The following is a 14,088-nucleotide window of genomic DNA, read 5'->3' on the forward strand; positions in this document are numbered from 1 at the left end:
ACGCGCTGCCGGCCGGCCGAACTGTCAGAGCATTTCGGCGCGGTATACGGGAGCCAGCTCGGCTGCGCGCTGCCGGCGTTCCGCTTTCTCATCGTCGGTGAGCCGTGGCGGCGGCGCGTCCTTGCTCGCGACCTTGTCGCCGACGCGCAGGAAGTATTCGTCCTGAGCCGCTGGGGTGCACATGCACAGCATGCGGGCGGGAGCGCCGGAGACGTTGCGGAAGTTGTGCGGGGCGTTGGCCGGGATGTTCACGGTTGACCCGGCCCGCACGCTGCGCTTCTCGTCGCGGAACGTGAACTCGATCTCGCCCTCGAGGATGGTGAACATCTCCTCGAAGTCGTGCCGGTGTGGCGGCGGGCCGCCGCCGTCGGGCACGCGCATGTCGATGAGGCAGTACTGCCCGTTGGTCTGCTTGCCCGTGATCAGGATGGCGTAGTTGCCCCCGGCGAGGGAGATGTAGGTGGTCGCGGGGTCGTCGGGGCTGGCCACCGTCAGTGTTCGGGTCGGGTCGTCGTCCGGGATGCCAGGAATGGCGCTGTCGAAGGCAGTCATGCTGCTTGTCCCCCTTGGTGTAGTTCTTCGAATTGAGGGCTCGCGCACGAGGAGTGCGCGTCAGGCCAGGGGTTGGCGGCCGTGGGAGCCGTCACGTCGCGCTGCGACGTAGGCAAGGCTGCCGTCAGGACCTTCTCCCAGTTCACGACGCCGGCGCTTCAAGGAGCACGCCTCACCGTTGGTCCAGGGGCGCGCTGCACTCATGACTCGCATCCTAGGGACTCCGTTACGGCGAGGTGCCGCAACCGAACTGAGCGGGACGGTCCGCTTGGGCGTTGTTGCGCTGCCGCGACGTGCTGCGGCAACATCAGGCGCCGTGACGGCACCAGGCACGGCCCCGGACAACGACACCCCGGCCGGCGAGACCGGCAGGCCTCGGTTCAGTCGGCGGGTCCGGCACTGGCTGGCCGGTGCTGGCATCACCGCCCTGGCCGCCGTTCTGGGCATCACCCTCGCCGTGCGCGGAGGCGCCACCCCGGCCTGCGCCGCGCCACCGACGGGCAACGCCGTCCACAAAGGAAAGGCCAGCTTCTACGACGCGGGCCGCTCGGGCGGCAACTGCTCCTTCCCCGGCCCGCCGGCGGACCGCCTCTACGTGGCCCTCGGCGCATCCCAGTACTCCGGATCGGCGGCCTGCGGCAGTTACCTGGAGGTGAGCGGCCCGAAGGGCAAGGTCCGGGTGATGGTGATGGACCAGTGCGGCGGCTGCGGACCCAGCAAGATCGACCTGTCCACCGAGGCGTTCAGCAGGATCGCGGACCGTTCTCAGGGCATCGTGCCCGTGACGTACCGGGCGGTGGTGAACCCACCGCTCGACGGAGGGCTCACCTTCCGGATCAAGGGCGGTGCCTCGAAACACTGGTTCGCGGTGCAGGTCGGCAACCACGGCAACCCACTGCGCTCGGTCGAGGCGAAAGGGCCGGGCGGCGGCTTCCGCAAGGCCGCCCGGCAGAGCGACAACCACTGGGCCATCGAGGGCGGGATCGGCCCCGGGCCGTACAGCATCAAAGTCACCGACGTGTACGGACGCCAGGCGACTGCCACCGGCATCCGCCTGGTCACCAAACAGGTGCAACGCAGCACGGCCACCCTCGCCAGCGCCTCCCCCACACCCAGCGACTCACCGTCGGCCCCGCCGAGCCCCAGCGCTGCGCCCTCACCGACTTCAACGGAATCGGTCGCACCCACGACGACAGTCGAAGCCCTCGCCGGTGCCGCGCCCCTCGACCGCCCCCGCTGCTGAGCGTCTGCACGGTCAGGGAGCCCACCGCCTTGCCGTCGGTCGAGCCCGGGCGACCGTTGATCCACTCGGCTTTCAGGAAGTCGGCCCTTCCCCAGCCGTCGGACACCCCGATCTCATGAAAGCCGAGTGGCAGGGCGAATCTGGGTTGCGTCAGGACCGGTAGCGACCGAGCATCGCCGTGTGGATGCCGTGGTGCAGTGGGTTCGTACGTCGTGGACCAGACGTTCGCGCGGCGGAGTCGAGGCGACCCGGCGTAACGCCGTACCGGTGTCGTTCCCCCTGCCGGCGCGGGCGGCGCCGCTCACCCAGGAGATCACCGTGGCGGAGGCCGATGGCTTCGAGCCTCGCGAGGGCCTGAGCCGCCCGACGTACCGGAGCGAGGTGCGTCTCCGGCTGGCCGACGGCCGACTCCGCGTTGACCTGCTGGCGTCGGCCTGGGGCATGCCGCGCCGTCACCGCCGGCCGCCTGCGGTGCGCCTCGCCGAGGGCGAATGGCTGCGCTGGCAGATCAACTACCGGTTCGTCGGGATGAGTGGTGGTGCGTGGCTGTACCGCTTGGACACGCTCAACCTGGCCCATGGCGCTGTTCCGGCTGACACCTTCCTCGGCGAACCGACCCGGTTCATCGACGAACGCGCACACATCTGGTAGCTGCGACCGCCCCGCCTCAGTCCCCGTACCCGCCGGGTCTCCGACCGGACGTTCCCGCACGGTATCTGCCGCGCTTGACGACAAACGCGCGAACCGCAGTTGTCGATGAACGGATATCGCAACTGTCAGCGTTCGATCAGTTCGATCGGTAAATCCCAACAGCGGGCTACGGCCGGAGGATTGCTGCAGGCATTGCTGAAGCCGACCGAGCCGCACAATGATGAAGAGGCTTCACCTCGGCATCCACTGGCGACTGACGCAGTAATGAATGCCGCTGTCGGGGTACCGACTCAACCTCTCCATATCAGCGCGCGCCGTGAAACCATCCGCCGTGCAAGGTGGAGTGTGGCGTCAATCGAGGGGGGGGTTTCCTTTGTTACTCGAGGTACCTCTTGACGATGGTACATCGATCTTGGTGGAGATCGATCAACCCGACGGTGGGCCGGTCAAGGTGGGGCGGGAAAAGATTGTCTCCCGTGCGACGCAGACCTTTCAGGATGCGCTCGATCCAATTATCAGAATGGCCACCGGCGTCACCGACAAGCTGCGGGAGTCCAACCCCGGGGAGATCAGCGTGGCGTTCGGTGTCAAGTTCACCGCCGAATCCGGGATAGTTCTCAGCAAGATCGCCAGCGAGGCGAATCTGACAGTGACAGTGCAGTGGGACACAGCCAGACCCCCCGCCGCCCGATGACGACAACGCCGCCGGGCCGACCCGCCTTCGACGTACGTCCCGGGGTGGTCCAGGTGATCGACGCTGCCGGCGCCGTCGTCGGGGCCGGGTGGGTGGCGCGGCCCGGCTTGATTGTGACCTGCGCCCACGTGGTGGCGCAGGCCGGTGGTGGCCCGGGCCAGGACATCCTCCTGCGCGCTTATCCACATGCCGCTGATCCGGGTACATCAGTGTTGGCAGGTGTCGTGGACCCGGCGTCGTGGCGCGGGCCAGAGGACGAGGACGTCGCGTTCGTCACCGTCGCCGGGGCGCCCACCAGCATGCTGCCGTTGCTGCTCGATCACGGACGGCCGGCCGACGGCCGGAGCGTAGTTCTCTTCGGCTTCCCGACGCAGGCGCTCGACCGCGGTCACCACGGCTTTGGCACGGTCGGCGGCGACGTCACAGGAAACGCGGGTCAGCGACTGCTCCAACTCACCGGCTGCCATGAGGTCACCAGCGGGTTCAGCGGCGGTCCCGTGGTCGATGGCGTCACCGGTCGAGTCATCGGGATGGTCGACAGCGTACCGGGGAGCGATCCGCTGGGCCGTGGAAGGACCACGGCGTACGTCACGCCCGTACAGACCCTGGTGGAGCTGTGGCCTGGCCTGCCGGTCCCGGAGACGCACTCTCCGTTCAACGGTCTCGAGGCGTTCACCGAGGATCGCGCGGCCTGGTTCGTCGGCCGCGACAATGCGGTGTCCGATGTCCTGACAGCGCTCGGACACAGTCGCCAACTCCTTGCGCTGCTCGGGCCGTCCGGCAGCGGTAAATCCTCGCTGGCGCTCGCCGGCGTCTGCCACGCTCTGGCCGAAAACGGTTTACCCGGCAGTTCAAGCTGGGGTCGAGTCGTCGTCCGGACCTCCGACGATCCGTATGCCCGACTCGCCGAGGCTGGGCTGGACGATCCGGCTGGGCAGGGCCTCGCCGCCGCCACGCGGGCCTGGCTCGCGGCGCATCCCTGGCACGACCGGATGGTGATCGTGCTCGACCAGTTCGAGGAACTCTTGGCACAGCCGGTCGACGGTGATGCCGCGCGGTTCCTCGCCGAACTGTCCGACCTCGCCGATCAGGCGCCGACAGTGACGATCCTGCTCGTCGTCCGGGACGACTTCTATGCGCAGTTGACCGCGGCGGCGCCGGTGTTGACGCGGGCCAAGGTCGATGTCGCGGCCGCGCTGACCCGGTCCGAGCTGACTGCCATCGTCGGTGGCCGTAACGGCGTCGCCGAGCTTGTCGAGCCAGGCATCGTCGAGCGGATCGTCGGCGATGCCATCGCGGCCTGCCCAGCCGTCGGTGTCAGCGGGGTCGCCGCACTGACGGTCCTGCCCCTGCTTGAGTTCACGTTGACCATGTTGTGGCACGAGCGGCACGACCGGAGTCGGCACGGCCTGCTCACCCACGACGGCTACGAGGCACTCGGTGGCGTAACCGGGTGTCTGGCCCGCTGGTGCGACGACACGATGGCAGAGATCGCTGAGATGCAGGGCGACACGGTCACGGCTGCCGCCCGGATGCTGACTGCGCTGGTGCGCTCCCCTGACCGCTTGACCGGCGCGCCCATGGTGCGTCGGCCGCGGCCGAGGACCGAGCTGCAGGAGATCGGCGCCGGGGACTCGCGTCGGGTGCGTACCTGGCGGCCGTGGCGGCGTGAACGAGCTGCTTCGCCTCCGATCGACGCGGCCCGAATTCTCGACCTCCTGACCCACAGGAGGATCGTCGTCACCGGCCGTAACGCGGCCGGCGACGCAGTAGTGGATCTGGTCCACGACTCCCTCATCACCAACTGGCAGCAGCTTCGGGGATGGCTGACCGATCATCAGCGATTCCTGGAGTGGCAGGACAGCATGGAGCCCGCGCTCGCCGACTGGCTCGCCCACACGCACGCCCAGCCCGGGTCGACGTTCCGGCGCTGGCGAGGCCGCGATCTCCTGCTGACGGGTCGGCGCCTGACCGAGGCTGAGCGGTGGCGCGATCACGGCGACCTGCGGCCCGGTCTGGCGGACCTGGTCGACCAGAGCCGCCGCCACCGTCGGCGCCGCCGACGCCGTGCGGCCACAGCCGCGGTCGCTGTCGTCACGCTCGGAATCGCCGCGACCGGAATCATCACGGAACAGAAGGCTGAACAACAACGCACCGAGCTGGTCAGGGCCGCCGGTGACCTGCTGCTCGAGGGAGCCGACGCACGCCGGTTGGACCAGCCCGGCGAGGCCGTGCGGTGGGGGCTGACCGCATATTGGGCCTACAACGCTGGGCAGCGGGAGAAGCTCGACCTGGCCCGCCGCGAACTCGTCTCGTCACTCGCCGCGTCGAGCTACCGCGGCCAGGTGCCCGGTGCCGAACGACAGGCGATGGTGGGTGCAGGGGGCCAGAACTGGTTACTCGTGCTCGAGACCGATGGCACCGTGGCCCTGCGGGACGAGGAGGACGTTGGACGCCGGTTCGATCTCGGGGTTGACCTGAAGGACTTCGCCGTCGCGACATTTGTCCCACCCCGCAAGCTGCTCGCGCTGGTGTCGACGACCGGAACCCTGCGGCTGTGGAACCTGGCCGACCGGGCACAGCCCAGCCTGGTCAGTACCCGGGCAACCGACGACGGGATCACCGCGATCGCCGCCGCTCCAGACGGGAACCGGCTCTTCCTCGGCGATGAGCACGGCGCGGTGTCGGCGTGGACGATCGAGCGTGAAGCGGCGCCTGAACGCCTGTCCGGCAGCCGTGCCGACCCCGCAGTCAGGGTTCGAACCCACGCGGGAATGGACGGCGGTTCCATGAGCGTCAGCAGCACCACCGACACGCCCGCCGTGACCGACATGGCCGTTCGCCCCGATGGTCGGACCCTGGTCACCGTGACCACCGGTAACAGAGCCAGCCGGCGCGACGGCGGGCAGGTCCCATCCGTCATATCCGGGGCTGCCACCACGTGGTCGGTGTCTGCCGCCGGCCGGATCAGGCCGAGCGGGACACGCCTCCTGCCGCCACTGTCGGCGGCCGAGAGGTCCAGCACCGACAGTGCAGGCGAACCCGTCGTCAAGGCAATGCGGCTGGCACCGGATGGCAGGAGCGTGGCCATCGGCGGAAACACCTCTGCCATGCTCGTCGCTGCCACCAGCAAGGAGGCCCTGCACAAGCCGACAAGCGTGCTGGGTCTGTTCGGGAAGTACAACCCCGATGTGCAGGCACTGTCGTTCAGCGACGACAGCCGCTTCCTGGCGATGACCGGCGCCGACCAGACAATCAGCGTCTGGGAGGTAGCGGAATTGGCGCAGCCCAGGCGCGTGAACACGCTGGCGAACGCCGGCCTGGACACTGCGGCTGTGCCGTCGTTCAGTGCCGACGGACGCACGCTGTACGTCCGGCAGCCCGACGGCGCGATCGCCCGCTACCGGACGGAGGGCGTCGCTACCCGGTTGACGACGGTCCTGCTTCCAGAAGGCGCTCGCCTGGCCTGGATGCCGGCCAACCCCACTCGACACAGCTTGCCGAAGTACTACTCCAAAGGAGGGCCACCGACAGTGGCGACCGAAGCGCCGCAGAGACGGCTCGCGGTCATCGGCAACACCGGGCTGAGCGTGTGGAGCACCGATCCGGGCAACCGGCCGCTGGCGGAGTTGAAGGACCAGGACGAGGTCACCGCGCTCGACCTCACCGCCGACGGCACGCTACTCGCCGTCGGCACGAGAACCGGCGGGGCATCGCTGATCGACCTCACTGATCCTCGGCGGCCTCAGCAGCTCGGAGGGGTCAACCCATTCCTCGGCGTCGTCTTCAATTCCGGCCAGACCACGCTGCCGTCGTGGGTCTTGGAGCAGGTGTCCCTCAGCCATGATCGGCAGATGCTCGCCGTCGGCACAGGAAATTTCGGGATCTATGTGTACGACATCACCGACGTACGCAAGCCGAGACTGCGTGCCCGCCTGGCCGGGCCGGGGGGAACCGTCCGGGCGCTTCGCTTCAGTCCGGACGACAGCGCCCTTCTGGCCGGCAGCAGCAACGGCCCTCTGTGGATCTACCGCAGTCGGGACATACCCGCTGCACCTTCGCCCAGTCCGCCGACTGCGACCGGCGCGCCGAGCCCGTCGCAGGCTTCTTCCGCCGCAACGCCGACCGCAACAGCTCGCTCCGAACCCACGTCACTGCCGCCCGCCGAGATAGCACCGATCGTCGTACCGCTTGACAGCGCCAACCGCGACATCCGAGCCGCCGCGTACAGCGCCGCCACCCCCCTGCTCGCCACCGCCGACAGCGGCGGCGCAATCAGCCTGTGGGACTCCTCAGACACCATGGAGCCTCGCCTGTTGGGAACACTGCACGGGCCGCTGGACGGTGTGGCGTCGGTAGCGTTCGATCACACCGGGCTGCTGCTCACCGCTACGGACGGCAATCGCCGGGCGGCCGCATGGTCCGTCCGTGAGCTCGCCGAAATGGTCGTCGAGGCACCCGACTACGCCTGTCGACTCGTCGGGGGTGGCCTCCGCGAGCAGGAATGGCGGCAACGACTGCCATCCGCCTACCCCTACCGGGAGCTCTGCGGGCAATGACATGGCCTCACGACGCGCCGTACCATCCAGCGATGATCTCGGAGACCTTCGATACGCGCGGCGGACTCACCTACGTTGACCGCCTCGACTTCACCCGGGGCGACACGCTCAGGGCTGTCCAACGAATGGTCTGGCCGACGGTGCGGTTGCACGCCGACCACAGCACGGTGACCTTCACGTCGCGTACCGGGTCGGACACCCTGGAGCACTTCTACGTCGCCGCGGTGGCGCACCATCCGTTTCACCGGCGGTTCCCGCTGCCGGCGACCGCCGTCGCCTTCGAGGTCGAGGAGCGCGACCAGGTCCTGCTCTTCTGGACTCCCCGCGTCGGCGCGGTCCTGCGGGCACTCGAGAAGCTGGGCTGGGACGCCGAACAGCCCGAAGTCTGAAGGATGCACAACGCGGCGTCGATGCCACGGATGAGAGCTGTGGTAGCGGACGGGCCGGCGTCTAGCATTGGCCGGTGTAACGGAAGGGTCGTTGCACCTGTGCCGCATGGGCTGCTCACCCCCGCGACGATGGCAAGTTCCTCAGTCCTTGGGTTCGGTGCCGATAGGGCTGGAGCTTGTTGACGTCTTAGGGACGGGCAAGAGATCAGCGCTGGTAATGTCCGCTCTCGCCGTGGCTTGCAGTCGCCAAATCAGTTCGCCATACTCCTCTGCATCGAATTCTCTCCCTTCATAGGCAACTGCGGTTACATACATGAGAATATCGCTCGCTACATCCAGAACGGGTCGGTCTCCAATAAGGAGGACTCGCGTAAACGCATGCCAGACCTCGTCCCGCGCATCCGCCGCCGTCTCATCTGTCGGATGAATTCTCAGCGCCCGACGAGCGTGACCAGCGGCGACATAGAACGCAGAATATGCCTCAATCCTCTCCTTGTGGAGCCTAAACCGATCCTCCCGGTCACACTGCTCGTCACGTATGCGCCGAGCCTCCTTGGCTTGAGTACGCCAAGCGAGCAGAGTTCCCGTGGTTCCGATCAGGCCACCAACTCCAGCCGACAAAAGGGAGTCCCAAAGAGCCATTGAGCCTCCCACACTCGTTCGGCTTGCCCACCTGCCTCCAGTCTGAGGCTGATGCCAGGAAGTGGCAACGATCAACATTGACAATGAACTTCTCTACTCAGGACCAGCGCCAGCCGCATGCTCGATTGCGGCAGCAGACAACCGCCATGACCCGCATCCCACTCCGTCGCCAGTCTGGATGACCTGGCAGCGGCAGGGGCCCTCCCCACGACCCGCTGTCGTCACCGTGCGCAGCGGACGCCTGCCGGATGAGTACGGCAGGTGACGAAAGAGAGAAGGGACACCCTCCGAGGCCCGTTGACATGCGTTTCGAGCGAGTGACAGCGTTGTCATCGACTCATTTCCTCCATTTGAGACGAGGAGCGCATCTTGCTCTATCGGAACTCACACCGTCGCCGCGCGACAGCAGCCGCCGCAGCCGGCATCCTCATCACCGGACTGGCGCTCGCCCCGTCCGCGCCGGCGCAGGCGAGCCGCCACCGGGCCCAGGACGACGCCGTACGCTCGGGTGACGCACGTTTCGAGGTGCTGTCCCCGACGCTGATCCGCACCGAGTACCAGAAGGACGGCAGGTTCACCGACGCCGCCACCTTCAACGCCGTCGGGCGCGATGATTTCCCCCGGACGCGGTTCACGAAGCGCGTCGACCACGGTTGGCTCACCATCGACACCGGCGCGATGACGGTGCGGTACCGGGTTGGCTCGGGCGCGTTCACCGCCGACAACCTCACCGTGCAGCTCAGGGCCGGCAAGCAGACCGTGCAGGGCCAGCCGTGGGCCGGCCACACCGCCCCGGCCTGCGCGTTCGGCGCGCTCTGCGAGGCCGAGTCGCTACAGCTCAACGGCCCCGGCGTGGCCACCGACCACAAGGGGCACACCGGGCGTGGTTTCGCGGCCGGCTTCGCCGCGGCCGGCGACTCGGTCACCTTCGCGCTCGACGCCCCGGCGGCCGGCACGAAGCAGCTCACCGTCCGCTATGCCAACAGCACCGGCGGCGACGGCCAGAACGTGGACCGCACCCTGACTGTTCGGGTCGACGGCGACGCCGGCCACACGCTGACGCTGCCGCCCACCGCCAACTGGGACACCTGGGGCCTGGCCACCGTGCCGGTCGACCTCACCGCAGGCCGGCACGAGATCAGCGTCGTGCGGGGTCCCAACGACTCCGGCAACGTGAACGTCGACAGCCTCGCGGTGGTCAACCCGGGTGATCCGTTCCCGGCACCGACCCCGCCCCAGCCGCAACCCCTGCGGTTCGGCACGCTGGGAGAGGCCGAGACCGGCGCGCTGACCGGCGGCGCGAGGCCCGCGAACGACCACAACGGCGCATCCGGTACGGGATTCCTGGCCGGCCTGGAGAGCACCACCTCCGCCGACGCGCTCACCGTCACGGATGTTCCGTCCGCCGGTGACTACCAGGTGCAGATCCGCTACGCCAACGGTCAGGCCGGTGCCCAGCCGAGCCAGACACGCACCATGTCGGTCACCGCGGGAACGGCCGCTCCGGTCACGGCGACCCTTCCGCCGACCAGCGGGTGGGACTACTGGAACACCGTTTCCGTGCCGGTCCACCTCGACCGGGGCACCAACACCGTGACGCTGGGCTGCCCCACGGACGCCAGCTGCAACGTCAACGTCGACACGGTCGCCGTCACGGGCAAGGGCTTCCCACTGCTCGCCCCGCACGCACCGCTCGGCGGCTACCGCCGGGGCCTGGACGGCGTGACCGGCTCCGCGCTCACCGCCCCGGGCCTGCTGTACCAGGACGGCTGGTATCTGCTCGACGACTCAGCCTCGGCCCTGAGCACCACCAAGCCCCGGCCCGCGCCCGAGCAGGACGGCTACGTCTTCGCGTACGGGCAGGACTTCACCCGTGGCCTGAAGGACCTGTCGACCCTGACCGGGCCCACGAAGCTGCTGCCGAAGTGGGCGTACGGGGTGTGGTACTCCGAGTACTACGACCGCACCGCCACCGAGTTCCAGGAGCTGGTGGCCCGGGCGAAGGCCGAAGGCGTACCCCTTGATGTTCTTGTTCTCGACACGGACGTCAAGGCGCCGGACAAGTGGAACGGCTGGAGCATCGACCCCACCCGGATCCCCGACCCGAAGGCGTTCTTCGACTGGGCCAGGAAGCAGGGCCTGCACACCGGCATCAACATCCATCCCAGCATCCTCGGCTCGGACCCGAAGTTCGCGCAGGCGCAGGCCACCGCGAAGGGCAAGCTCCAGCGCGTCGGCTGCAACGGCGGCCCCGACTGCTACACGTTCGACTTCGGCGACCCGGACCAGCTCACTGCATACATGCAGCTGCACGACGGGATGATCCCGAAGGGCAGCAAGGGCCCGGACCTGTGGTGGCTGGACTGGTGCTGCGACAACACGACGTCGTCGCTCGCCGGCGTGACCGGTGACGCGTGGATCAACCAGCAGTACGCCGACAAGACCGGCTTCGCCTTCTCCCGGGCGTACGGCTCGTTGCAGGCCGGCGGCTACAGCAGCCCCACCCCGGTGTCGACCGGCCCGTGGGCCGACAAGCGCACCACCCTGCACTTCACCGGCGACACCACCTCCGACTGGTCGACCCTCCAGATGGAGGTCGGCTACACGCCGGGCGAGTCGGCCGCGACCGGGCTCGCCGCGGTCAGCCACGACATCGGCGGGCACACCGGCGGCCTCCAGGAGCCGGGCAGCGAACCGGGCAGCACCAAGCTGCCCGACGACCTCTACACCCGGTGGGTCCAGTTCGGCACGTTCCAGCCCATCGACCGGCTGCACTCCAACCACAGCGACCGGCTGCCCTGGCAGTACGGCCCGGAGGCCAACAAGTCGGCCAAGAAGTTCCTCAACCTGCGCAAGGAACTGCAGCCGTACACCTACGCCGCCGCCAAGGATGCCACCCGCACGGGTACGCCCATCGTCCGCTCGATGTACCTCGCGTACCCGAACGAGCAGGCCGCGTACGCCACCGCCGGCTCCCAGTACCTCTACGGCCCGGACTACCTGGTGGCACCCGTGACGACGCCCGGCACCACCGCCACCACGTCGGTGTGGTTCCCGCCGGGCGACAACTGGACGGACATCTTCACCGGGAAGACGTACCGGGGCGGTACCACGCAGAACATCACCACCACGCTGGACACCATGCCGGTGTTCAAGAAGCACTGACGTTCCAGGGATCCGAACGCCGGCCGGGTGGGGGCAACCCACCCGGCCGGCGTCCTTTCGTTCAACGTCCGTGGGACCGGCGGGCCCGCGACAACCAGCCGAGGAACCTGGCGTGCAGCGCGGGCAGGTCCGGGCGCAGCCCCAGGCCGTACATGTCGTCGGTCGCCTCCTGCATCGACGCGGCCAGGTAGAACGCCAGCGCGATCGAATGACCGTAGAACTCGGTCACGAGGGCGAGCTGAGCCGGGCCACACGGCCAGGGCGCGGCGCAGTTGCGACACAGCCACGCCGGGCGCATCGGCAGGTGCGGGGTCATCCGACCCGCACCGGACGTCGGCGGCGTCTGGCCGGCCTGGTCGGTGTGATGGGCAGGGGTTGCAGCCGCACGCCGGCACGCATCACGTACAACTCGCGGTGGGCGACCGCGTCGCCCGCCGCGTTCAGCTGGTAACCCTCAACCCAGACCCAACCGTGGTACGTGTGCCGCTCGGGCAACTCGCGAATGACGCGTACGAAAATCGGTCGCAGGAACTGCACGCTCGCGGCGGCGGTCAGGTGGATGACGTCGCCGGCCCTCATCTTCCCGATCTTCTCGGGTTTGTCGTCGGGCACGGTCTCCCCTTGGTGCCGTTGGGAAGGGGCCGCTCCCGTGAGTGCTCGCCCGCCGGGAGCGGCCCCGCTGCGAACGCGACCACCGGATCTCGTGGGCCTGCCAGCCGCGCCGCCTGGTGACACTCTGCTGCGGAGACCACTACGCTCGGAAGGTGCTTCCGGCGTCCGGGCCAGAGCTGGCAGAACAGGTCCCAGACGTGTGGCATGCCGGGTAGTCGATCTCCGATTTGAGGAGCGTTGCGTGGCTGACGTACCGAGTCCCCTCGCAGAATTCATCGTGAGCGAGATCCGCCGCGCTCGTGGAGCGTCCGGGATGACACAAGAGTCGTTCGGCCGGGCAGCGGGCTTCAGCGCCTCTCATGTCAGCGCTGTGGAGAGCGGCACCCGAGCGCTGACGATGGACTTCATCCGGGGAGCCGACCGCGCGTTCAACAACGATGGGTTGTTCGGACGCCTGGTGGTGAAACTCGGCGCACCGTCTTGGTTTCTGCCGTGGCTGGACGCCGAACGCGGCGCTCGACAGCTTCGCCTCTTCGAGCCACTACTGATCCCGGGCCTACTCCAGACCGAAAACTACGCCCGCGTCGTGATGCGGTTGAACGACCTCATGTCCGCCACTGAGGTCGACCAGCAGGTAGGCGCTCGCATGAGCCGACACAAGATCCTCACCGGTGACAGCCCACCGCAGGTGGTGGCAGTGCTGGATGAGTCCACGCTTCGCCGCGCGGGGGACGAGCACGCCGGCATCATGGCCGAGCAGGTCGCTCACCTCATCACCGTCGCCGAGCTGCCCCACGTTCACGTCCACGTGGTTCCGGCGGGCGCTGGCCTGCACATCGGGCTGTCCGGGCCTTTCGCGTTGGCGCGGGCCGGCGACGGGGCCTGGATCGGGCACCTCGAAAATCAGCTGGGCGGGATCGTAGTTGACACCGAAGATGGGCTACATACTCTTCAGACGAGGTGGGAGAACGTGAGGAACGAAGCACTCCCGCGCCGACAGTCCAACGAGCTGATGAAGGAAGTGCACAGCCATCATGGACCTCACTAACGCCATCTGGCGCAAGTCCCGGCGCAGCGGATCGTCCGGGGGCAACTGCGTCGAGGTCGCCGACAACCTGCCCGGTGTAGTTGGTGTACGGGACAGCAAGGACACTGCGGGCCCGGCACTGACCTTCGGACCGGCGGCTTGGCGGGCGTTCGTCGCTCAGGTCGGCGCGCGGCCCTAAGCAAGGTCAAGCGCGCGAAGGGCTTTGCGCCGGGTCAAAGTGCCGCAACCGACCACGTCCCAGATCACCGCGCTGCTGCGCCGGCAATCCATCGACCTGCTGAAGGAAGTGTGAGAGCCCTCATGGACCTCAGTAACGCCAGATGGCGCAAGTCCAGCCGCAGCGGCGCGAGCGGCGGGAACTGCGTCGAGGTGGCAAGCAACCTGCCCAGCGCAGTGGCCGTCCGCGACTCGAAAGACATCGCCGGACCATCACTGACCTTCGCCCAGGCCGCTTGGGCTGCGTTCGTCTCGCAGCTCGCCAAGCGGCCGTTAACGACCCAGGAATATAGGAGCAATTGAATCTGTCCAAGGCG

General features: G+C 68.2%; 12 protein-coding genes. 9 read left to right on the forward strand and 3 right to left on the reverse strand.

Annotated elements, in window-relative coordinates; translation table 11 throughout:
* Window positions 1-24 precede the first annotated feature (24 nt).
* Window positions 25-552 carry a cupin domain-containing protein gene (locus ACFYPG_RS28630; RefSeq protein ID WP_387354435.1) on the reverse strand — a complete coding sequence of 176 codons (528 nt, stop codon included), beginning with the start codon at window positions 550-552 and terminating at the stop codon, window positions 25-27.
* A 316-nt stretch (window positions 553-868) separates the two neighbouring features.
* On the opposite strand from ACFYPG_RS28630, the gene ACFYPG_RS28635 reads away from it, so the two are divergent.
* From ACFYPG_RS28635 to ACFYPG_RS28660, 6 genes are all read left to right on the forward strand, one after another.
* Window positions 869-1,795 (forward strand): expansin EXLX1 family cellulose-binding protein, encoded by a 927-nt coding sequence (locus ACFYPG_RS28635; protein WP_387354436.1) that lies wholly within the window; start codon window positions 869-871, stop codon window positions 1,793-1,795.
* Window positions 1,796-1,975: 180 nt separating this feature from the next.
* Entirely contained in the window at window positions 1,976-2,446 is a 471-nt protein-coding gene (locus ACFYPG_RS28640; RefSeq protein WP_387354437.1) for a hypothetical protein, read from the forward strand.
* 415 nt (window positions 2,447-2,861) lie between these two features.
* Window positions 2,862-3,140, forward strand: a complete 279-nt coding sequence (locus ACFYPG_RS28645) for a CU044_2847 family protein (RefSeq protein WP_387354438.1) — start codon at window positions 2,862-2,864, stop codon at window positions 3,138-3,140.
* A gap of 53 nt (window positions 3,141-3,193) precedes the next feature.
* A complete protein-coding gene (locus ACFYPG_RS28650; RefSeq protein ID WP_387354439.1) occupies window positions 3,194-7,699 on the forward strand; it encodes a trypsin-like peptidase domain-containing protein in 4,506 nt (1,501 codons plus the stop codon).
* Between the two features lie 32 nt (window positions 7,700-7,731).
* Window positions 7,732-8,088 carry a hypothetical protein gene (locus ACFYPG_RS28655; RefSeq protein WP_387354440.1) on the forward strand — a complete coding sequence of 119 codons (357 nt, stop codon included), beginning with the start codon at window positions 7,732-7,734 and terminating at the stop codon, window positions 8,086-8,088.
* A 1,011-nt stretch (window positions 8,089-9,099) separates the two neighbouring features.
* Entirely contained in the window at window positions 9,100-11,895 is a 2,796-nt protein-coding gene (locus ACFYPG_RS28660; RefSeq protein WP_387354441.1) for a TIM-barrel domain-containing protein, read from the forward strand.
* A 61-nt stretch (window positions 11,896-11,956) separates the two neighbouring features.
* Here ACFYPG_RS28660 and ACFYPG_RS28665 read toward each other — a convergent pair whose 3' ends face one another.
* Window positions 11,957-12,211: a hypothetical protein gene (locus ACFYPG_RS28665; protein WP_387354442.1), complete on the reverse strand. Its 255-nt coding sequence runs from the start codon at window positions 12,209-12,211 to the stop codon at window positions 11,957-11,959.
* On the reverse strand, window positions 12,208-12,507 hold the full coding sequence (locus tag ACFYPG_RS28670) for a hypothetical protein (protein ID WP_387354443.1): 300 nt from the start codon (window positions 12,505-12,507) through the stop codon (window positions 12,208-12,210). Before ACFYPG_RS28670 ends, ACFYPG_RS28665 begins: the two co-directional genes overlap by 4 nt.
* Window positions 12,508-12,748: 241 nt before the next feature.
* On the opposite strand from ACFYPG_RS28670, the gene ACFYPG_RS28675 reads away from it, so the two are divergent.
* The 3 genes from ACFYPG_RS28675 to ACFYPG_RS28685 all read left to right on the forward strand — a co-directional run bounded on the left by ACFYPG_RS28675 (window position 12,749) and on the right by ACFYPG_RS28685 (window position 14,074).
* The gene (locus ACFYPG_RS28675; protein ID WP_387354444.1) at window positions 12,749-13,555 is read left to right on the forward strand and encodes a helix-turn-helix transcriptional regulator; all 807 of its coding nucleotides are present in this window, start codon (window positions 12,749-12,751) and stop codon (window positions 13,553-13,555) included.
* Complete coding sequence (locus ACFYPG_RS28680; protein WP_387354445.1) at window positions 13,542-13,733, forward strand: DUF397 domain-containing protein; 192 nt, start codon at window positions 13,542-13,544, stop codon at window positions 13,731-13,733. The genes ACFYPG_RS28675 and ACFYPG_RS28680 overlap by 14 nt, the downstream gene beginning before the upstream one ends.
* Window positions 13,734-13,855: 122 nt before the next feature.
* Window positions 13,856-14,074: a DUF397 domain-containing protein gene (locus tag ACFYPG_RS28685; RefSeq protein ID WP_387354446.1), complete on the forward strand. Its 219-nt coding sequence runs from the start codon at window positions 13,856-13,858 to the stop codon at window positions 14,072-14,074.
* The last annotated feature ends 14 nt before the right edge of the window (window positions 14,075-14,088 follow it).

The sequence above is a fragment of the Micromonospora sp. NPDC005553 genome (genome assembly GCF_042871765.1).
Classification (GTDB): Bacteria; Actinomycetota; Actinomycetes; order Mycobacteriales; family Micromonosporaceae; genus Micromonospora.